A 20,053-nucleotide genomic window follows, 5' to 3' on the forward strand; every position below is an offset into this window, starting at 1 on the left:
CCGGTTCGGGTTCGCGCCCTGCCAGTGCTTGGCGGGGACACCAGAACCGTACACGGAACGGCCGGGGCCGATCGACGGAAATATGACCCGTCGACCGGCCCCGACTGTTGAAGAGAGATCCGGGGGTCTCCCCCCGGAATTCCCCGTGGATCAGCCTCGCGGCTTCTCGCGCATCTCGTACGTCGCGATGACGTCGTCGATCTTGATGTCGTTGAAGTTTCCGAGGTTGATACCGCCCTCGAAGCCTTCGCGGATCTCGGTGACGTCGTCCTTGAAGCGGCGCAGACCGGAGATGTTGAGGTTCTCCGCGATGACCTTGCCATCGCGCAGCAGGCGCGCCTTGGTGTTGCGCTTGACCTCGCCGGAGCGGACCAGCACACCGGCGATGTTGCCCAGCTTGGACGAGCGGAAGATCTCGCGGATCTCCGCCGTACCGAGCTCGACCTCTTCGTACTCCGGCTTGAGCATGCCCTTGAGGGCCGCCTCGATCTCCTCGATGGCCTGGTAGATCACCGAGTAGTAGCGGACGTCGACACCCTCGCGCTCCGCCATCTGCTGGGCACGCCCGGCAGCGCGGACGTTGAAGCCGATGACGATGGCGTCGGAGCCGGTCGCCAGGTCGATGTCCGACTCGGTGACCGCACCCACACCGCGGTGCAGGACCCGGATGTCGACCTCGTCGCCGACGTCGAGCTGGAGCAGCGAGGACTCGAGAGCCTCCACCGAACCGGACGCGTCGCCCTTGATGATGAGGTTGAGCTCCTGGACCAGACCGGCCTTGAGCGCCTCGTCCAGGTTCTCCAGGGAGAACCGGACACCCTTGCGGGCGAAGTTGGCGTTGCGCTCACGGGCGGCACGCTTCTCGGCGATCTGACGGGCCGTACGGTCCTCGTCGACCACCAGGAAGTTGTCGCCGGCACCCGGGACGTTGGTGAGACCGAGCACGAGGACGGGGGTCGACGGACCCGCTTCCTCGACGTTGTTGCCGTTGTCGTCGAGCATCGCCCGGACACGGCCGTACGCGTCGCCGACCACCATCGTGTCGCCGATGCGCAGCGTGCCGCGCTGGACCAGGACGGTCGAAACGGCACCGCGGCCGCGGTCGAGGTGGGACTCGATCGCAATACCCTGCGCGTCCTGCTCCGGGTTGGCCCGCAGGTCGAGCGAGGCGTCGGCGGTGAGGACGACGGCCTCCAGAAGGGACTCGATGTTGAGGCCCTGCTTGGCGGAGATGTCGACGAACATCGTGTCGCCGCCGTACTCCTCGGCCACCAGACCGAACTCGGTGAGCTGACCGCGCACCTTGGTCGGGTCGGCGCCCTCGACGTCGATCTTGTTGACCGCGACCACGATCGGCACGTCGGCCGCCTTGGCGTGGTTCAGCGCCTCGATCGTCTGGGGCATCACACCGTCGTTCGCCGCCACCACAAGGATCGCGATGTCGGTGGACTTCGCACCACGGGCACGCATGGCGGTGAACGCCTCGTGACCCGGGGTGTCGATGAAGGTGATCCTGCGGTCCTCACCGTTGACCTCGGAGGAGACCTGGTACGCACCGATGTGCTGCGTGATGCCGCCGGCCTCGCCCGCGACGACGTTCGTCTTGCGGATCGCGTCCAGCAGTCGGGTCTTGCCGTGGTCGACGTGACCCATGACGGTCACGACCGGCGGACGCGAGACGAGGGCCTCTTCGCCGCCCTCGTCCTCGCCGAACTCGATGTCGAAGGACTCGAGCAGCTCGCGGTCCTCCTCCTCGGGGCTGACGATCTCGAGGACGTAGTTCATCTCGTCCGCGAGCAGCCTGAGGGTGTCGTCGGAGACGGACTGCGTCGCCGTGACCATCTCGCCGAGGTTCATCATCACGGCGACGAGCGACGCCGGGTTGGCGTTGATCTTCTCCGCGAAGTCGGTGAGGGAGGCACCGCGCGACAGACGGACGGACTGTCCGTTGCCGCGAGGCAGCATGACGCCGCCCACCGACGGGGCCTGCATGGCCTCGTACTCCTGGCGCCTCTGCCGCTTCGACTTGCGACCACGACGCGCGGGACCGCCGGGACGGCCGAACGCACCCTGTGTGCCACCACGGCCACCGGGGCCGCCGGGACGTCCACCGAAGCCAGGACGACCGCCGAAGCCGCCGCCACCGCCGGGACGACCCGCACCGCCACCGCCACCGCCACCGGGACGACCGGCGAAACCGCCGCCACCGCCACCGGGACCGGCCGGACGGCCGGCGAAGCCACCGCCGCCGGGACGGCCTGCGCCGCCACCGCCGGGACGACCGCCGCCACCGGGACCACGGCCACCGCCGGGGCCACCACCGGGACGCGGGCCGGCAGCGGGACGCTGCGGCATCATGCCCGGGTTCGGACGGTTACCACCGGGGGCACCGCCCGGACGGGGAGCCTGCGGACGGGGCATGCCGCCCGGAGTCGGACGGGCACCGCCCTGACCCTGGGGACGCGGGGCGCCACCGGGGCCGCCCTGCGGACGCGGGGCGCCCGGACGGTCCTGACCGCCGCCGGGACGCGGGGCGCCGCCGGGACGGGGCGCCTGCGGACGGGCCATGCCCGTCGAGCCACCGGAGGTGAAGGGGTTGTTGCCCGGACGGGGACCGGCCGGACGGGCGCCGGGGCGCGGGGCACCCTGGCCCGCGGGACGCGCGGGGCGGTCGCCGCCACGCTCGCCACCACGGCCGCCGTCGCGCTGGCCACCGTCGCGCTGACCGCCGGCCGGGGCCGGACGGGCGGGACGGGGACCGGGGGTGGCACCCGCGGGACGCGGGGCCTGCTGCTGCGGGGCAGCGGGCTGGGCCGGAGCCGGAGCCGAGAACTCGGCGGCGGGCACCGGAGTCACCGGAGCGGGCTTGGGCGCGGGCTTCGGGCCCGGACGCGGGCCGGCAGACGGCGCGGAAGGCGCTGCGGGGGTGCTGCTCACCGGGGCGGCGGGGGCCGGCTTGGGGGCCGGGGCGCCGGGCTTCGGAGCAGCGGGACGTGCCGCAGCGGCCGGGGAGGGCGCTGCGGGCTTTGCGGGCGTCGCCTTGCGGGGCGCGCCAGGCTTTGCAGCGGACTTGCCGGCGTTGCCGCCGGGCCCCTGCAGTGCGTCAGTCAATTTGCGTACAACCGGCGCCTCGATCGTCGAGGACGCCGAACGGACGAATTCACCGAGTTCTTGGAGCTTGGCCATGACGACCTTGCTCTCGACGCCGAACTCCTTGGCGAGTTCGTATACCCGGACCTTAGCCACTTCGCTCCTTTTAGGTCCGGGTTACCGCCGGACCGTCGCTACTTCATGGGCGTACTCATCGCGTACTCATCGAGTGCTCATCGCAATCTCGACCTACTTCCAACTCGCGAGGTACCTGACCGCACGGGGTCCCGTGCCGTTCATTTCTTACGGTGTCACCCGCTCGACGAACCGCTGCACCGCGGCGGGGTCGAACGGCCCCTTGGCCTTGAAGGCCCGAGGGAAGGCCCGGCGGCGAACCGCCAGGTCCAGACAGACGGAGGCGGGGTGTACATAGGCACCCCGGCCGGGCAGCGTACCGCGAGGATCGGGGACGCAGGCGTCCCCGTCCACGACGATGCGCAGCAGATCGCTCTTGGCCGCCCGCTCCCGGCATCCCACACACGTTCGCTCAGGGCAAGCACGAGGGCAAGCACGGGCCTGCGTCCGGCCAGACACGTCTAAGTCTACCTCCCCGCGCCGACCTCACCCCTTTGGGGCAAAAATCGAACGGATGTTGTCGTGATCTCAGCGGCATGCCGCCCGGATGTATTCCCTGCGGGCAGGGTCAGCGGCGCTCGGACCGCTCACGGGCCCGCTCGGCCCGCTCCCGGTCGGCCACGTCGCGCTCGGCGTCGGTCTCGGTGTCCGGACGGATGTCGATGCGCCAGCCGGTGAGACGGGCGGCGAGGCGGGCATTCTGCCCCTCCTTGCCGATCGCCAGCGAGAGCTGGTAGTCCGGCACGGTGACCCGGGCGGACCGGGCGCCGAGGTCGACGACCTCGACCTGGCTCACCCGTGCGGGCGACAGCGCGTTGGCGACCATCTCGGCGGGGTCGTCCGACCAGTCCACGATGTCGATCTTCTCGCCGTGCAGCTCGGCCATGACGTTGCGCACACGGCCGCCCATCGGGCCGATGCAGGCACCCTTGGCGTTCAGCCCGGAGCGGGTCGAACGGACCGCGATCTTGGTGCGGTGGCCGGCCTCGCGGGCGATGGCGCAGATCTCGACGGAACCGTCCGCGATCTCCGGCACCTCCAGCGCGAAGAGCTTCTTCACGAGGTTGGGGTGGGTCCGCGACAGCGTGACGGAGGGGCCACGCACGCCCTTGGCGACCCGTACGACGTACGTACGCAGCCGCAGGCCGTGGGTGTACTCCTCGCCCGGCACCTGCTCCTGCACCGGCAGGATCGCTTCCAGCTTGCCGATGTCGACCAGGACGTTCTTCGGGTCCTTGCCCTGCTGGACGACGCCGGTGACGACATCGCCCTCGTGGCCCGCGTACTCACCGAACGTCTTGTCGTCCTCGGCGTCGCGCAGCCGCTGCAGGATGACCTGCTTCGCGGTGGTCGCGGCGATCCGGCCGAAACCGGACGGGGTGTCGTCGAACTCCTTGGGCTCCTGGCCCTCTTCGAGGTCGGCCGGGTCCTCCTTCGCCCACACCGTCACATGGCCGCGCTCGTCGAGCTTCACTCGCGCGCGGCGGTGGCTTCCGTCGGTACGGTGGTAGGCGATGAGGAGGGCCGACTCGATCGCCTCGACGAGCACGTCGAAGGGGATCTCCTTGTCCTGTGCCAAGCCCTTCAAGAGCTTCACATCGATGTCCACGGCTACGCCTCCTCTTCCTTCTTGTCCTTGCGGCTGAATTCGATCTCCACGCGCGCCTTGGCGATCTCGTCGAAGGCGACCCGGCGGGACGTGGGCTTGCGGCCCTTGACGCCCGGCACTTCGAGGTCGAGGCCTTCTTCGTCCACGGCGAGGATGCGGGCCACCAGCTCGCCGCCCTCGTGCAGATGCAGCTTGGCCAGGCGGCCCGTGGCACGTACGTAGTGGCGGTGCTCCGTCAGCGGACGGTCGGCACCGGGGGAACTGACTTCGAGGACGTACTCGCCGTCGCCCATCGCGTCGGTCTCGTCGAGCTTCTCGGAGATCGCTCGGCTCAGCTCGGCGCAGGCGTCCAGCTCGACGCCCTCCTCGGAGTCCACGATGATCCGCAGCACGCGGCGGCGACCGGCCCGGGACACCTCGATCTCTTCGAGATCCAGCTGTTCGGCGCTGACGAGCGGTTCGAGCAGCCCGCGCAGCCTCTCGCTCTGGGTGGTGCTCATCCGGGTGACTCCTCGGCCGCGTGTGCTGTTGTGGGGATCGTTGCGTGTCAGGTCAAAGGGTATCCGGTCCCGAGGGGTGTTGCCGTCCGCCGGTTCCCCGGCCGCAGGTACGCTCGCCTGCGGTGATCACTTCAGGACAGATCCAGTCAAGTCAGGTACAGGCCCGAAGGAGAACAGGTGCGGCGCACGGGGACGACGCGCAGAGATGCGTTCACCGCGACGGGAGCGCTCGCCCTGGGGGCGGTGCTGGCCGGCTGCGGTGACGGGCCGGGGCACGGGAAGGACTCCGCCCGGTCCGGGGCGGCGACCGCGGCCGAGCAGGCCTCGGCGGCACGGGCCGAGAAGAAGATCCGGGCGACGGCCGCGCGGACCAGTCTGGAACTGCTCGGCGGGTACGAGCACGTGGTCAGGGCCCATCCGGCGACCGCGGCGGGGCTCGCGCCACTGCGGGACGCCGTGCGCGCCCACGCGAAGGCGCTGGCCCCCGACGGGGCGCAGGCGCTCACCTCCACGCGGACGCGCGCGACCGACGCCCGGTCCGCCGTCAGGGAACTGGCCGCGGCGGAGCGCCGTGCCGCGGACGCGCATCTGGCGGCCCTGATGGAGGCCCCGCCGGAGCTGGCCCGGCTGCTGGCGTCGATCGCGGCGGCGGGCGCGGCCCACGCCTATCTGCTGACCGAACTGGCCAAGGAGACCTCGTCATGAGCGCCGCGACACGGAAGGCCGCACAGGCGGCCCTGGCCGCCGAACACGCGGCGGTGTACGGGTACGGGGTGGTCGGCGGCCGGGTCGTCGAGGTCCGCCGGGCCGAGGCCGTGGCGGCCTACCACGCGCACCGGGCCAGGCGCGACGCGCTGACGCGGACCGTGCGCGGGCTGGGCGGCGAGCCGGTGGCGGCGCAGGCCGCGTACGCTCTGCCGTTCGCCGTGCCGGACCCGTCCGCGGCGGTGCGGCTGGCGGCCGTGCTGGAGGACCGGGTCGCGGGTGCGTACTCCGATCTCGTACGGGCCGCCGAGGGTCCGCTCAGGCGGGAGGCGGCCGACGCGCTGCGGGAGGCCGCGGTCCGCGCGGTCCGCTGGCGGGGCAGCGGCGTAACCTTTCCCGGGCTCGTCGAGCGGTCCGCCGACGGCACCGGCGCGAAGGCGGGGACAGCCGCGAACGCCGGGTCCGGTGCGAAGAGCGGGGCCGATGTGACGAACGGGTCCGGCGCGGCGCACTGAAGAAGCTCTGAAAGGGAACAAAGCACGTATGGGTTTCGAACCGCCGCAGCGTCTGGTGCGGGCGCTGGGCGAGTCGTACGGGGATGCGGCCGCCGCCGACTGGCTCGCGCAGCTTCCCGCACTGACCGAGGAAGCGCTGTCCGCCACCGGACGGAAGCCGACCGTGGAGCGGGTCGCCGCCCCGGGGGGCCGCAGCAGTCTGGTCCTGTTGGTGACGGGTTCCGACGGCACCCCGGCCGCCCTGAAGATCGCGCCGCCCGGGGCCGCACCCGAGCTGGAGCGGGCGGCACTGGCCCACTGGAACGGCTGGGGCGCGGTCCAGCTCATCGCCGCCGGCCCCGGCTCGCTGCTGCTGGAGCGGCTGCACCCCGAGGTGTCGCTGCGCTCGCTGCCGGAGGCGAAGGCGCTGCTCGAAGCGGCGGGGACGGTGCGCCGGCTGTGGGTCGAGCCGCCGGCCGGGCACGGTTTCGAGACGGTCGCCGAACGGACCGGGCACCGGATCGAGCCGATGCGCGCCTGCGCGGCCGCCGACCCGGGCCTGGAGCCGCTGGTCTCCGCGGCGCTCGCGGCGCGTGCGGAGCTGGTCGCCCACTCCCCCGAAGTTCTGCTGCTGCACGGCAACTTCCGCCAGAGCAAGGTGCTGGCCGGCGAGCGGGCGCCGTGGCTGACGGTCGGCCCCGAGCCGCTGGTCGGCGAGCGCGCCTACGACCTGGCCCGCCTGGTGCGCGACCGCGTCGAGGACCTGATCGCCTCGCCCGGCGGCCCGGTGACGGCACGCCGACGGATCAAGAAGCTCGCCGATTCGCTGGACGTGGACCGGGAGCGGCTGCACGGCTGGACGCTGTTCCGCGCGGTGGAGTCGGGGACCCGGGCGCTGACGGTCGGCCGCCGCCAGGAGGGCGAGCTGACGCTGGAGTTCGCGAGCTGGCTCTGAGGACCGACAGGCCGCAGGCCCCCCGCGCGGTGCGCGGGGGGCCTGCGGCCTTCTGCGGTGTCAGGCGGTGAGGCGGGCGATCGCCTCGTCGACGGTGAGCTCCTCGCGCTCACCGGTGCGGCGGTCCTTGAGCTCCAGGACGCCCTCGGCCGAACGGCGGCCGGCGACCAGGATCTTCGGGACGCCGATGAGCTCGGAGTCGGTGAACTTGACGCCGGGCGAGACGCCCGGACGGTCGTCGACCAGGACGCGCAGGCCCGCGGCGTTCAGCTTCTCGGAGACATCGAGCGCCAGCTCGGTCTGGAGCGCCTTGCCCGCCGCGACGACGTGCACGTCGGCCGGGGCGATCTCGCGGGGCCAGCACAGGCCCTTGTCGTCGGCGGTCTGCTCGGCGAGGGCGGCCACCGCGCGGGAGACGCCGATGCCGTACGAGCCCATCGTGACGCGGACGGGCTTGCCCTGCTGGCCGAGGACGTCGAGGGAGAAGATGTCGGCGTACTTGCGGCCGAGCTGGAAGATGTGCCCGATCTCGATGGCGCGGTCCACCTGGAGGCCGGTGCCGCAGTTGGGGCAGGGGTCGCCGGCCTCGACGACGACGACGTCCAGGTAGTCGGCAACCTCGAAGTCACGGCCCGCGACGACGTTCTTCGCGTGCTTGCCCTCCTTGTTGGCGCCGGTGATCCAGGCGGTGCCGGGGGCGACGCGCGGGTCGGCGATGTAGCGGACCTTCTCCAGGCCCTGCGGGCCGACGTAGCCGCGTACCAGGTCGGGACGGCCCTCGAAGTCCTCGGCGGTGACGAGCTCGACGACGGCGGGGGCGAGGTGCTCGCCGAGCTTGCCGAGGTCGACCTCGCGGTCGCCCGGCACGCCCACGGCCACGATCTCGCCGTCGACCTTGACCAGCAGGTTCTTCAGGGTCGCGGAGGCCGGGACACCGAGGTGCGCGGCAAGCGTCTCGATGGTCGGGGTGTCGGGGGTGTCCAGCTCCTCGACGGGGCCGTGCGCCGAGCCGTCCGCGGGGGTGGCCCTGAAGGTCACGGCCTCGGTGTTGGCGGCGTAGTCGCAGGCGGGGCAGTCGACGAAGGTGTCCTCACCGGCCGGGGCGGGCGCGAGGAACTCCTCGGACGCCGATCCGCCCATGGCACCGGAGACGGCGGAGACGATGCGGTGGTCGAGGCCGAGCCGCTCGAAGATCCGGATGTAGGCGGCGCGGTGGAGCCGGTACGCCTCGGCGAGACCCTCGTCGGTGGTGTCGAAGGAGTACGAGTCCTTCATCTGGAACTCACGGCCGCGCAGCACGCCGGCCCGGGGACGGGCCTCGTCGCGGTACTTGGTCTGGATCTGGTACAGGATCACGGGCAGGTCCTTGTAGGACGAGCACATGTCCTTGACGACCTGGGTGAAGATCTCCTCGTGGGTGGGACCGAGAAGGTAGTCGGCACCCTTGCGGTCCTTGAGCCGGAACAGCAGGTCGCCGTACTCGTCGTACCGCCCGCTCGCCTCGTACGCCTCCTTGGGCAGCAGCGCGGGAAGCAGGACCTCCTGGCCGCCGATGGCGTCCATCTCCTCGCGGACGACGCGGGTGATGTTCTCCAGGACCTTCTTGCCGAGCGGCAGCCAGGTCCAGATTCCGGCCGCGGTGCGACGTACGTATCCGGCCCGGACGAGCAGCTTGTGGTTGAGCGTCTCGGCGTCGGCCGGGTCGTCGCGCAGTGTCTTGATCATCAATCGGGACATGCGCTGGACCTGGGCCATGGTGAACTCCTGCTCGGAAAGGGTGATGTGCAGGAGGTTAGCCGGGCGGTACGGGTGGGCGGAAATCCATTGTCCGCGGTGCCGGTGCCATGACCGGCGAGGCGCGGCACCGGGGCACGCGAGCCCGGCATGATCCGAACGAAAGGCCCTAGCCCTTGCGACGCAGCGGGAGCGGGGCTCCCATCACGGCGTACGGCTTGGGAGCGCTGGGAAAGAGCACCTGCCGGGCCAGGTCCTGGTAGCCGAGACTGCGATACAGGCCACGTGCCGGGCTCTCCGTGTCGACGGCGGAGAGGATGGAGCGGGGCTGGTCGACGGCGTCGGTGATGGTGGTGATCAGCGTGCGCCCGATGCCCCGGTTCTGGAACTCCGGCAGGACGTGCAGTTCGGTGATGACGAACGCGTCGTCGAGCCAGTGCACGCAGCCGGTGGCGCGGAGGTAGGGCTCGACGACGGTGGACCACCACTGGCCGCGTTCGTTCGGCATGCCGTAGACGAAGCCGACGAGCCGCTCGTCGGCGGCGGTGGCGCCGAGGGCGAGGGCGCGGGGGTGGTCGAGGTGTCTGAGGACGATATGGCGTCGTACCTCGACCTCTTCGGGACCCAGGCCGAAGGCGACGGCCTGCACGGAGAGCGCCTCGTCCACGCGCGCTGCGAGATCGATCGGCCCGATCCGGACGCTGGGAGTGCGGGGGCCGCCCCCGGAAACTGCTGCCATGCGCCGACCCTACTGGCCGGGGCGGGGTGCGGGGTACGGGGTGGCGAAGCCGGTGGCCGGCCGGTCAGAACAGCACGCTCATGAACGCGCCGGTCTCCCGGAAGCCGACCCGGGCGTAGGACCGGCGCGCGGGGGTGTTGTAGTCGTTCACGTAGAGGCTGGCGACGGGGGCGATATCGGCCAGCGCGTAGCGCAGGACCGCGGCCATGCCGGTTTCGGAGAGTCCGCGGCCGCGGTGTTCGGGGGCGACCCAGACGCCCTGGATCTGGCAGGCCTGCGGGGTCGCGGCGCCGATCTCCGCCTTGAAGAGGACCTTGCCGTCCTCGATCCGGGCGAAGGAGCGGCCGGCTCCGATGAGCTCGGCGACGCGGGCCTGGTAGAGGAGTCCGCCGTCGCCCGCGAGCGGGGAGATGCCGACCTCCTCGGTGAACATCGCCACGCAGGCCGGCATCAGGACGTCCATCTCGTCCTTGCGGATCCGGCGGACCAGGGGGTCGGGGGTCACGTCGGCGGACGGGCTCTCGGTGACCATGAGCGGCTGGTTCGCCCGGACTTCGCGGGCGGGTCCCCAGCCGGGTTCGAGCAGCCGCCACAGCTGGGCGGTGGGTTCGGCGGGGCCAACGATCGAGGAGCAGCGGCGACCGGCCCGGCGGGCCCGGTCGGCGAAGGCGCGGACGGCCTCGGGGGTGGCGCAGATGGGGACGAGGTTGGCGCCCGAGTAGCAGAGCGAGCGGAGTCGGCCGTCGGCGTACCAGCCCCACATCTCGCCGCCGAGGCGCCAGGGGTCGAGACCTGCAATCTGGACCCGGGACGTCACGAAGGCGTTGGCGACGGGCTCGCTCTCCAGGACGGCGAGAGCGGCACCGAGGTCGCTGGGTTCGAGGACCCGGGTGGTGGTCTGCGTCAACACGAGGGGGCCTCACCATACGGTCTGCTGATTTCCGCACTTTAACCGAAGCGGCTCATCCGTGCCGCCCGTGCCTGCGAACAGGCTCCGCGGTGGCCGTGAGGTCGCTCACGGCGGCGCCCCGCCGGTCGGTCTCCGTCCGGCGGGGCGCTGTGGTGCGAGTCGTGGTTCAGCCGACGTCGTGATTCAGCCGACGTCGTGGTTCAGCTGACGGAGACCTCGGGCTCGCCCGAGGCGATGCCGTCCTTCTCCATCTGCTCGGCGATCTTCAGGGCCTCTTCGATCAGCGTCTCGACGATCTTCGACTCGGGCACCGTCTTGATGACCTCGCCCTTCACGAAGATCTGCCCCTTGCCATTGCCCGAGGCAACACCCAGATCCGCCTCACGCGCCTCACCCGGACCATTGACGACACAGCCCATCACGGCCACCCGCAACGGCACCTCCATGCCCTCAAGACCCGCCGACACCTGATCCGCCAGCTTGTACACATCCACCTGCGCCCGCCCGCACGACGGACACGACACGATCTCCAGCCGCCGCTGCTTCAGGTTCAACGACTCCAGGATCTGGATACCGACCTTGACCTCCTCGGCCGGCGGCGCCGACAACGACACCCGGATCGTGTCCCCGATCCCCTCCGACAGCAACGCACCGAACGCCACCGCCGACTTGATCGTCCCCTGGAACGCCGGACCCGCCTCGGTCACACCCAGGTGCAGCGGATAGTCGCAACGAGCCGCCAGCTGACGGTACGCATTCACCATCACCACCGGATCGTTGTGCTTCACCGAGATCTTGATGTCCCTGAAACCGTGCTCCTCGAAGAGCGACGCCTCCCACAACGCCGACTCCACCAACGCCTCGGGAGTCGCCTTCCCGTACTTCGCCAGCAACCGCGCATCCAGCGAACCCGCGTTCACACCGATCCGGATCGGCGTCCCCGCATCATTCGCCGCCCGCGCGATCTCCTTCACCTTGTCGTCGAACTGCTTGATGTTCCCCGGATTCACCCGCACCGCCGCACAGCCCGCATCGATCGCCGCGAACACATACTTCGGCTGGAAATGAATATCCGCGATCACCGGGATCTGCGACTTCCTCGCGATCACCGCCAACGCGTCCGCGTCGTCCTGCGTCGGACACGCCACCCGCACGATCTGACAGCCCGACGCCGTCAGCTCCGCGATCTGCTGCAACGTCGCACCCACGTCCGACGTACGCGTCGTGGTCATCGACTGCACCGACACCGGCGCGTCCCCGCCCACCGCAACCGACCCGACCTGGATCTTGCGGCTGACCCTCCGGTCGGCGAGCTTGGTCGGAACGGACGGAATTCCGAGAGAAATCGCAGTCATGCGCTGAGCATCCCCAAGGTGTGGATCAAGGTCCCGAGATCGGCGGGCTCCGGCCTTCGAGGTTACGGCACCGGCGGCGGCCCGGAGCACACCGCGTCCGGGAGCGCCGCACAAAGGCGACGACCCGGACACACGCTGTGTGCCGGGCCGTCACTCGTGGTGCACGAGGTGGTCGGTGGGTCAGGAGATCTTGACCGGATTCACGATGTCGGCGACCAGCACCAGCAGCGTGAAGCAGATGAAGACACCGGCGACGACATAGGCGACCGGCATCAGCTTGGCCACGTCGAAGGGGCCCGGGTCGGGGCGCTTGAAGACCCGTGCCACATTGCGGCGCAGGGCCTCCCAGAGCGCTCCGGCGATGTGTCCGCCGTCGAGCGGCAGCAGGGGCAGCATGTTGAAGAGGAACAGCGAGAGGTTGAAGCCCGCCAGCAGGAACAGCATCATCGCGATCTGGTTCGTCGCCGGGACGTCGAGCGTCATCACCTCGCCGCCGATCCTGGCCGCGCCGACCACGCCGACCGGGGAGTCCGCCGCCCGCTCGCCGTCACCGAAGGCTGCGTCCCACAGGCCCGGAATCTTGGACGGGAGGGCGATGATCGAGTCGACGCCGTTCTCGACCATGTCTCCCATGCGGACGACCGAGTCGCCGAAGGAGAGCGGGACGATCTCGGTCTGGGCGGCGAAGCCGAGGTAGCCGGCCGTCACGAATTTGCCGGGGATCACCTCGCCCTTGGAGTCCTTCTTCGCCACCGAGTTCTTCTGGAGCACGGCGTGGAGGGTCTTCTCCTGGCCGTCGCGCCGGACCGTGATGGTGGCGGGGCCGGTGGTGTCGCGGATCTTGTCGGAGAGCGTGGCCCAGTCGTCGACCTTCTGTCCGTCGAAGGCGACGATCCGGTCGCCCTTCTTGAGCCCCGCCTCCATCGCGGGCGAGACCGGGTCGGACTTCTTGCAGGTGTCGCGGTTGGCACTCTGGTCGATCACGCACTTCTGGACGCCCGCCACCTCGGTGGTCTGGGTCTGGAAGCCGAAGGTCATCGCCACCCCGATGAAGATCGCGACGGCGAGGACCAGGTTCATGAACGGTCCGGCGAACATCACGATGACGCGCTTCCACGGCTTGCGCGTGTAGAAGAGGCGCTTCTCGTCACCCGGTTCGAGCTCTTCGAAGGCGGCGGACCTGGCGTCCTCGATCATGCCGCGCCACGGCGAGGTGGACCGCGCTTCCAGGCGTCCGTCCTCTCCCGGCGGGAACATGCCGATCATGCGGATGTAGCCGCCTGCCGGGATGGCCTTGATCCCGTACTCGGTGTCGCCCTTCTTCCGCGACCAGACCGTCGGCCCGAATCCGACCATGTACTGGGGGACGCGGATGCCGAAGAGCTTGGCGGTCGACAGGTGCCCGAGCTCGTGCCAGGCGATCGAGAACAGCAGACCGATGGCGAAGACGACGATGCCCAGAATCGTCAACAGGACCGTCGTAATACTCATGCGCGCGCCTCCGCTGTCGCTTTCGCCGAGAGTTCACGGGCCCGAGCGCGTGCCCAGGTCTCCGCTTCCAGGACGTCTGCGACCGTGAGCGAAGTTCCCGTGGCGGGGGTGCCGTGTTCGGCCACCACCGCGGTGACCGTATCCATGATGCCGTTGAACGGCAGCCGTCCGGCGAGGAATGCGTCGACGCATTCCTCGTTGGCGGCGTTGAAGACGGCCGGTGCGGTGGCGCCGAGCGTGCCGACGTGCCTGGCCAGTCCCACGGACGGGAAGGCCTCGTCGTCGAGGGGGAAGAACTCCCAGCTGGACGCCTTCGACCAGTCGAAGGCGGGGGCGGCGTCCGGGACACGGGCGGGCCAGCCGAGGCCGATGGCGATCGGGCCCCTCATGTCCGGGGGCGTGGCCTGGGCGAGGGTGGAGCCGTCGGTGAACTCCACCATGGAGTGGACGTACGACTGGGGGTGGACCACGACCTCGATCCGGTCGAACGGGATGTCGTAGAGGAGATGGGCCTCGATGACCTCCAGCCCCTTGTTGACCAGGGTGGCGGAGTTGATCGTGATGACCGGTCCCATGGCCCAGGTCGGGTGGGCGAGGGCCTGCTCGCGCGTGACGTCTGCCAGCTCGCTCCTCGTCCGTCCCCGGAAGGGGCCGCCGGAGGCGGTGACGACGAGCTTGCGCACGTCGGCGCGGGTGCCGGCGCCCAGCGCCTGGAAGAGCGCGGCGTGTTCGGAGTCGACCGGGATGATCTGGCCGGGCTTCGCCAGCGCCTTGACCAGCGGGCCGCCGACGATCAGCGACTCCTTGTTGGCCAGGGCGAGCGTGCGGCCCGCCTCCAGCGCGGCGAGCGTCGGGGCGAGTCCGATCGATCCGGTGATTCCGTTGAGCACGGTGTGGCAGTCGCTCGCCGCGAGCTGTGCGGCTGCGTCGGGCCCTGCCAGGATCTCGGGGAGCGGCTCGCCCGTCCCGTACTGCTCGCGCAGCGCCTCACGGAGGGCCGGTACGGCGTCCGGTGCGGCGACGGCCACGGTACGCACCCGCAGCTGCCGCGCCTGCTCGGCGAGGAGGGCGACCCGTCCGCCCGCGGCGGAGAGCGCGGTGACGCGGAAGCGGTCGGGGTTGCGCAGCACCAGGTCGATGGCCTGGGTGCCGATGGATCCGGTGGAGCCGAGGATGACGAGATCCCGGCGGCCTTCCGCTGCGTCGAAGACGAGGTGCGGGTCGGCGAGGGGGGCAGGGCTGTCGCTCATGCCCCCCATTGTTGCCGCATCTCCTGTGGGCGTGGACAGTGCGTCCCGCACACGGGGTGGCCGGGAGCCCTATCGGCAGGCGGGTTCCGCGAATTCGGCGAAGGCCTGGTGGAATCCGGGGAACGTCTTCCGTACGCAACCGGGGTCGTCGAAGGTGATGCCCGGCACCCGCAGTCCGGCGACGGCGAACGACATGACGATGCGGTGGTCGCCGTGGGTGGCGATCTCGGCGGGGCGGGGGGTTCCGGGCCGGATCTCGATCCAGTCCCGGCCCGTCGCGACCGTGATGCCCATCCGCCGGAGGTTCTGGGCGCAGGCCTCCAGCCGGTCGCACTCCTTGACCCGGGTGTTGCCCACGTCCTCGATGCGTACCGGCCCCGACGCGAAGGGGGCGATGGCGGCCAGCGTCGGCATGGTGTCGGAGATGTCGCGCATGTTGACGGTGAGGCCCGAGAGGGTTCCGCCGGAGCGGACAGTGGTGGAATCGGCGGTGGTGCGCACCTCGGCGCCCATGCGGCGCAGTACGTCGACGAAGCGCAGGTCGCCCTGGAGCGCGTCGGTGCCGAGGCCGGGGACGGTGATCCGACGGCCGGTGAGGGCCGCCGCGGCGAAGAAGTAGCTCGCGGTGGAGGCGTCGGGCTCGACGGCGTACGTGGTGGCCCGGTAGCCGCCGGGCGGCACGGTGAAGACGTTGCCGTCGCGGGTCACCTCGACGCCGAAGCCGCGCATCATCGCGAGGGTGATCGCGATGTACGGGGCGGAGACCAGGTCGGTGACGGTGATCCGCAGCCCCTTCGCGGTCAGCGGTCCGAGCATCAGCAGCGCGGTGAGGTACTGGGAGGACTCCCCCGCGTCCAGGGTGAGTTCGCCGCCCTCGATTCCGGACGCGGCGATCCGCAGCGGGTGATGGCCCTCGGCCTCGTCGTGGCGCAGGTCGACGCCGAGCGTGCGCAGGGCCTCGGTGAGCGGGGCGAGGGGGCGGCGGCGCATCTGGGCGGAGGCGTCGAAGCGGTACGTGCCGCGGGTGGCGGCCGCGGCGAGGGTCGGCAGGAAGCGGGCCGTGGTGGCGCCGTCGCGGCAGTGGACATCGGCGTCGGTGGCGGCGGGGCCCGTGGGGCGGCCCTCGATGTGCCAGCGGTCCGTCCCCCGCTCGACCCGGTAGCCGAGGCGCGTGAGGCCTTCGGCGAAGCCCTCGGTGTCGTCGGAGCGCAGGGGGCGTACGAGGGTGCTGGTGCCGTTCGCGGCGGCGGCCAGGAACAGGGCACGCGCGGTGACGGACTTGGAGCCGGGGATGTGGGTGACGGTCACGGGTCGTCATCCTGCCGCACCGCGCGCGGCCGGGCGGGGTACGTCCGATGAGTGGACGTGCCCCGCCCGGCCGGTGGTTCAGCGGATGGTCCGGTGGACGTTCTCCCGGGCGGACGGCCCCGGGGTGGCGTCGGCGATCCACGGTCCTTCGCCGCTCGGGTCGATGACGCCCTCCTCCAGCCAGGTGTACGCGCCGGACAGGACGCCGTCGACCAGGCGCCGGTCCAGGTCGTCGGTGTTGGACCACAGGCGGGTGAAGAGTTCCTCGATCCGGACGCGGGACTGGTGGCAGAACACGTCTGCGAGCCGGTAGGCCTCGCGTCCGTGGTCGTCCGAGGAGCGCAGCAGTTCGGCGCGTACGCAGGCGGCGCTCATCGCGAAGAGTTCCGCGCCGATGTCGACGATCCGTCCGAGGAAGCCCTGTTTGGTCTCCATCCGGCCCTGCCAGCGCGACATGGCGTAGAAGGTGGAGCGGGCGAGCTTCCGCGAGGCGCGTTCGACGTAGCGCAGATGGGCGGACAGGCCGGGATGGCCGGGATGGTTGAACTCCCCGTACGTACGCGGGAGTTGCCCCGGGCCCGCGACGAGCCTGGGGAGCCAGCGGGCGTAGAAGCCGGCCGCGTTCGCGCCCGCCTTCGCCTTGGCGGAGAGGGGTTTGTCGGGGTCGATGATGTCCCCGGCGACCTTCAGATGGGCGTCCACGGCCTCCCGGGCGATCATCAGGTGCATGATCTCGGTCGAGCCCTCGAAGATCCGGTTGATCCGCAGATCGCGCAGGAGCTGTTCGGCTGCGACGGCCCGCTCGCCGCGGGCAGCGAGGGAGTCGGCGGTCTCGAAGCCGCGTCCGCCCCGGATCTGGACGAGTTCGTCGGCCATCAGACAGCCCATCTCGGAGCCGTACAGCTTGGCGAGGGCCGCTTCGATGCGGATGTCGTTGCGGTTCTCGTCCGCCATCTGCGAGGAGAGGTCGACGACCGCTTCGAGGGCGAAGGTGGTCGCGGCGATGAAGGAGATCTTGGCGCCGACGGCCTCGTGCCGGGCGACCGGCCTGCCCCATTGCTCACGGACCGTGGACCACTCGCGGGCGATCTTCAGGCACCACTTCCCGGCGCCGACACACATGGCGGGCAGCGAGAGCCGTCCCGTGTTGAGTGTGGTGAGGGCGATCTTGAGCCCGGCGCCCTCGGGGCCGATGCGGTTCGCGGCCGGGACCCGGACCCGGTGGAAGCGGGTGACGCCGTTCTCCAGGCCGCGCAGGCCCATGAAGGCGTTGCGGTTCTCGACGGTGATGCCCGGGGAGTCCGCCTCGACGACGAAGGCCGTGATGCCGCCCTTGTGGCCTTCCGACTTCGGTACGCGGGCCATCACGACGAGCAGATCGGCGACGACGCCGTTGGTCGTCCAGAGCTTCACCCCGTCGAGGACGTAGTCCGGCCCTTCCGGGACGGCCGAGGTGGCGAGCCGGGCCGGGTCGGAGCCGACGTCCGGTTCGGTGAGGAGGAACGCCGAGATGTCGGTACGGGCCAGCCGGGGCAGGAACGTGTCCTTCTGCTCCTGGCTGCCGAAGAGTTTCAGCGGCTGCGGCACGCCGATGGACTGGTGGGCGGAGAGCAGCGCGCCGATGGCCGGGCTCACGGAGCCGACCAGGGCGAGGGCCTTGTTGTAGTAGACCTGGGTCAGGCCGAGGCCGCCGTACCTCGGGTCGATCTTCATCCCGAGCGCGCCGAGCTCCTTGAGGCCGCCGATCACGTCGTCGGGGATTCTCGCCTCGCGCTCGATCAGGGCGCCGTCGATCCTCGTCTCGCAGAACTCGCGCAGCCGGGCGAGGAACGCCTCGCCGCGCCGCACGTCGTCGGCGGGCGGCAGCGGATGCGGATGGATCAGGTCGAGCCGGAAGCGTCCGAGGAAGAGCTCCTTGGCGAAGCTCGGCTTGTGCCAGTCCTGTTCGCGCGCGGCCTCGGCCACTTGGCGCGCTTCACGCTCGGTGACCCTGGGCGTGTTCTTCGGTGCGGATGGTGCGGACATGAGGAGCTCACCTCGCCGCGTTGTGGGTGGGGGACGCGGCCGGTCCGCGTGGGGGTGCGCCCACCGGTACCAACCGGCTCTACTCGTCCGTATGTACCCGATTTCCGACACGCCCGCCATCCCCCGGGAGCCGATCGGGTCGGGAGCCACTCCACTGACCCGCCCGCGGTGGCGGCCGGGCGGGAAGACGGAGATGGCCTGAACCCCCGCACAGTGGGTTCAGGCCATCTCGCTGTCGCCTGCTGTCGTGCTGTCCAGGCGGAACACAGGCGACGTCGGTGGATCGGTTCGATCCTGTTCGCGGACTACAGGGCGAGGCCGGTGAGGACCAGCACGCGCTCGTAGGTGTAGTCGTCCATGGCGTAGCGGACGCCCTCGCGGCCGACGCCGGACTGCTTGGCGCCGCCGTACGGCATCTGGTCCGCGCGGTAGGAGGGGACGTCGCCGATGATCACGCCGCCGACCTCCAGTGCGCGGTGGGCGCGGAAGGCCGTCTGCAGGTCGTGGGTGAACACGCCTGCCTGCAGGCCGTACTTGGAGGAGTTGACGGCCTCGAAGGCCTCGGCCTCGCCGTCCACCTTCTGCACGGACAGCACCGGTCCGAAGACCTCCTCGCAGGAGAGGGTGACGTTGTCCGGGAGCTCCGCGAGCACGGTCGGCGCGTAGGTGGCGCCGTCCCGCTTGCCGCCGGTGAGCAGCTGGGCGCCGGCCTGCACGGCCTCGTCGACCCAGGACTCGACGCGCTTGGCGGCGTCCTCGCTGACCAGCGGGCCGACATCGGTGGTGGCGTCCGACGGGTCGCCGGTGACCTGGGCCTCGACGGCCGCGACGATCTTCGGGAGCAGCCGGTCGTAGACCGAGGCGTCCGCGATGACCCGCTGCACGGAGATGCAGGACTGGCCGCCCTGGTAGTTGGAGAAGGTCGCGATACGGGTCGCGGCCCAGTCCAGGTCCTGGTCGGAGGCGTAGTCGCCGAGGACGACCGCGGCACCGTTGCCGCCGAGCTCCAGGGTGCAGTGCTTGCGCGGCACCGACTCCAGGATCGAGTAGCCGACGGGGCCGGAACCGGTGAAGGAGATCACGGGCAGGCGCTCGTCCTGGACCAGGGCGGGCATCCGGTCGTTGGGGACCGTCAGCACGGACCACGAACCGGCCGGCAGGTCGGTCTCGGCCAGCAGCTCGCCCAGGATCAGCGAGGAGATCGGGGTGGCCGGGGCGGGCTTCAGGATGATCGGGGCGCCGACGGCGATGGCCGGGGCCACCTTGTGGGCGCTCAGGTTCAGCGGGAAGTTGAACGGCGCGATGCCGAGGACCGTGCCGCGCGGGAAGCGCCGGGTCAGGCCGAGACGGCCGGTGCCGCCGGCGTCGGTGTCCAGGCGCTGGGCGTCGCCGCCGTTGAAGCGGCGGGCCTCCTCCGAGGCGAACCTGAACACGGAGACGGCACGGCCGACCTCGCCGCGGGCCCACTTGATGGGCTTGCCGTTCTCGGCGGAGATCAGCTGGGCGATCTCCTCGGTGCGCTCCACCAGACGCCGTACGACGTGGTCGAGCGCGGCGGCCCGGACGTGCGCCGGGGTCGCGGCGAACTCCTCGCGCACGGCGTGCGCGGCCGCGACGGCCTCCTCGATCTGGGCATCGGTCGGCACGCTGACGGTGCCCACGAGACGGCCGTCCCAGGGGTTGGTGACGTCGAAGCTGTCCTCGCCGGTGGCCTGGCGGCCGGCGAGCCAGAAGGCGTGGGTGGAAGTCATGG

The 20,053-nt window shown here is 71.0% G+C and carries 16 protein-coding genes; 3 read left to right on the forward strand and 13 right to left on the reverse strand.

Annotated features, from left to right (window positions below):
* Window positions 1–150: 150 nt before the first annotated feature.
* From infB to rimP, 4 genes are all read right to left on the reverse strand, one after another.
* Entirely contained in the window at window positions 151–3,246 is a 3,096-nt protein-coding gene (infB, locus tag OG520_RS10485) for a translation initiation factor IF-2 (protein ID WP_399335882.1), read from the reverse strand.
* 147 nt (window positions 3,247–3,393) lie between these two features.
* Window positions 3,394–3,684 carry a YlxR family protein gene (locus tag OG520_RS10490; protein ID WP_406012988.1) on the reverse strand — a complete coding sequence of 97 codons (291 nt, stop codon included), beginning with the start codon at window positions 3,682–3,684 and terminating at the stop codon, window positions 3,394–3,396.
* 109 nt (window positions 3,685–3,793) lie between these two features.
* Complete coding sequence (gene nusA, locus OG520_RS10495; RefSeq protein WP_266427444.1) at window positions 3,794–4,834, reverse strand: transcription termination factor NusA; 1,041 nt, start codon at window positions 4,832–4,834, stop codon at window positions 3,794–3,796.
* 2 nt (window positions 4,835–4,836) lie between these two features.
* Window positions 4,837–5,334: a ribosome maturation factor RimP gene (gene rimP / locus OG520_RS10500; RefSeq protein WP_266427442.1), complete on the reverse strand. Its 498-nt coding sequence runs from the start codon at window positions 5,332–5,334 to the stop codon at window positions 4,837–4,839.
* Between the two features lie 177 nt (window positions 5,335–5,511).
* On the opposite strand from rimP, the gene OG520_RS10505 reads away from it, so the two are divergent.
* Genes OG520_RS10505 through OG520_RS10515 form a run of 3 tightly spaced genes read left to right on the forward strand, consistent with a single transcriptional unit; the run spans window position 5,512 to window position 7,488 of the window.
* The gene (locus OG520_RS10505) at window positions 5,512–6,039 is read left to right on the forward strand and encodes a hypothetical protein (protein ID WP_406012989.1); all 528 of its coding nucleotides are present in this window, start codon (window positions 5,512–5,514) and stop codon (window positions 6,037–6,039) included.
* The gene (locus OG520_RS10510; protein ID WP_406012990.1) at window positions 6,036–6,554 is read left to right on the forward strand and encodes a ferritin-like domain-containing protein; all 519 of its coding nucleotides are present in this window, start codon (window positions 6,036–6,038) and stop codon (window positions 6,552–6,554) included. The genes OG520_RS10505 and OG520_RS10510 overlap by 4 nt, the downstream gene beginning before the upstream one ends.
* 28 nt (window positions 6,555–6,582) lie before the next feature.
* Window positions 6,583–7,488: an aminoglycoside phosphotransferase family protein gene (locus tag OG520_RS10515; RefSeq protein WP_406012991.1), complete on the forward strand. Its 906-nt coding sequence runs from the start codon at window positions 6,583–6,585 to the stop codon at window positions 7,486–7,488.
* A 60-nt stretch (window positions 7,489–7,548) separates the two neighbouring features.
* Here the strand turns inward: OG520_RS10515 and OG520_RS10520 are convergent, their stop codons facing one another.
* The 9 genes from OG520_RS10520 to OG520_RS10560 all read right to left on the reverse strand — a co-directional run bounded on the left by OG520_RS10520 (window position 7,549) and on the right by OG520_RS10560 (window position 20,051).
* Window positions 7,549–9,243 (reverse strand): proline--tRNA ligase, encoded by a 1,695-nt coding sequence (locus OG520_RS10520; RefSeq protein WP_399335891.1) that lies wholly within the window; start codon window positions 9,241–9,243, stop codon window positions 7,549–7,551.
* Window positions 9,244–9,391: 148 nt separating this feature from the next.
* Window positions 9,392–9,961 carry a GNAT family N-acetyltransferase gene (locus tag OG520_RS10525; protein WP_406012992.1) on the reverse strand — a complete coding sequence of 190 codons (570 nt, stop codon included), beginning with the start codon at window positions 9,959–9,961 and terminating at the stop codon, window positions 9,392–9,394.
* Window positions 9,962–10,025: 64 nt separating this feature from the next.
* Window positions 10,026–10,871, reverse strand: a complete 846-nt coding sequence (locus tag OG520_RS10530) for a GNAT family N-acetyltransferase (RefSeq protein ID WP_406012993.1) — start codon at window positions 10,869–10,871, stop codon at window positions 10,026–10,028.
* A 200-nt stretch (window positions 10,872–11,071) separates the two neighbouring features.
* Complete coding sequence (gene ispG, locus OG520_RS10535; RefSeq protein ID WP_406016455.1) at window positions 11,072–12,226, reverse strand: flavodoxin-dependent (E)-4-hydroxy-3-methylbut-2-enyl-diphosphate synthase; 1,155 nt, start codon at window positions 12,224–12,226, stop codon at window positions 11,072–11,074.
* Between the two features lie 180 nt (window positions 12,227–12,406).
* Window positions 12,407–13,717: an RIP metalloprotease gene (locus OG520_RS10540; protein WP_266427426.1), complete on the reverse strand. Its 1,311-nt coding sequence runs from the start codon at window positions 13,715–13,717 to the stop codon at window positions 12,407–12,409.
* Window positions 13,714–14,967, reverse strand: a complete 1,254-nt coding sequence (dxr, locus tag OG520_RS10545) for a 1-deoxy-D-xylulose-5-phosphate reductoisomerase (RefSeq protein ID WP_266427424.1) — start codon at window positions 14,965–14,967, stop codon at window positions 13,714–13,716. The genes OG520_RS10540 and dxr overlap by 4 nt, the downstream gene beginning before the upstream one ends.
* Window positions 14,968–15,036: 69 nt before the next feature.
* Entirely contained in the window at window positions 15,037–16,275 is a 1,239-nt protein-coding gene (gene aroA / locus OG520_RS10550) for a 3-phosphoshikimate 1-carboxyvinyltransferase (RefSeq protein ID WP_406012994.1), read from the reverse strand.
* Window positions 16,276–16,353: 78 nt separating this feature from the next.
* On the reverse strand, window positions 16,354–18,300 hold the full coding sequence (locus OG520_RS10555; RefSeq protein ID WP_406012995.1) for an acyl-CoA dehydrogenase family protein: 1,947 nt from the start codon (window positions 18,298–18,300) through the stop codon (window positions 16,354–16,356).
* A 305-nt stretch (window positions 18,301–18,605) separates the two neighbouring features.
* Window positions 18,606–20,051, reverse strand: a complete 1,446-nt coding sequence (locus OG520_RS10560) for an aldehyde dehydrogenase family protein (protein ID WP_266427419.1) — start codon at window positions 20,049–20,051, stop codon at window positions 18,606–18,608.
* Between the last annotated feature and the right edge of the window lie 2 nt (window positions 20,052–20,053).

Source organism: Streptomyces sp. NBC_00984 (assembly GCF_045162475.1).
Classification (GTDB): Bacteria; Actinomycetota; Actinomycetes; order Streptomycetales; family Streptomycetaceae; genus Streptomyces.

Coding starts and splice junctions, on each gene's coding strand:
- rimP (WP_266427442.1), bottom strand. CDS start 5,334: ATGAGCACCACCCAGAGCGAGAGGCTGCGCGGGCTGCTCGAACCGCTC.
- OG520_RS10510 (WP_406012990.1), top strand. CDS start 6,036: ATGAGCGCCGCGACACGGAAGGCCGCACAGGCGGCCCTGGCCGCCGAA.
- OG520_RS10515 (WP_406012991.1), top strand. CDS start 6,583: ATGGGTTTCGAACCGCCGCAGCGTCTGGTGCGGGCGCTGGGCGAGTCG.
- OG520_RS10520 (WP_399335891.1), bottom strand. CDS start 9,243: ATGGCCCAGGTCCAGCGCATGTCCCGATTGATGATCAAGACACTGCGC.
- OG520_RS10525 (WP_406012992.1), bottom strand. CDS start 9,961: ATGGCAGCAGTTTCCGGGGGCGGCCCCCGCACTCCCAGCGTCCGGATC.
- ispG (WP_406016455.1), bottom strand. CDS start 12,226: ATGACTGCGATTTCTCTCGGAATTCCGTCCGTTCCGACCAAGCTCGCC.
- OG520_RS10540 (WP_266427426.1), bottom strand. CDS start 13,717: ATGAGTATTACGACGGTCCTGTTGACGATTCTGGGCATCGTCGTCTTC.
- dxr (WP_266427424.1), bottom strand. CDS start 14,967: ATGAGCGACAGCCCTGCCCCCCTCGCCGACCCGCACCTCGTCTTCGAC.
- OG520_RS10555 (WP_406012995.1), bottom strand. CDS start 18,300: ATGTCCGCACCATCCGCACCGAAGAACACGCCCAGGGTCACCGAGCGT.
- OG520_RS10560 (WP_266427419.1), bottom strand. CDS start 20,051: ATGACTTCCACCCACGCCTTCTGGCTCGCCGGCCGCCAGGCCACCGGC.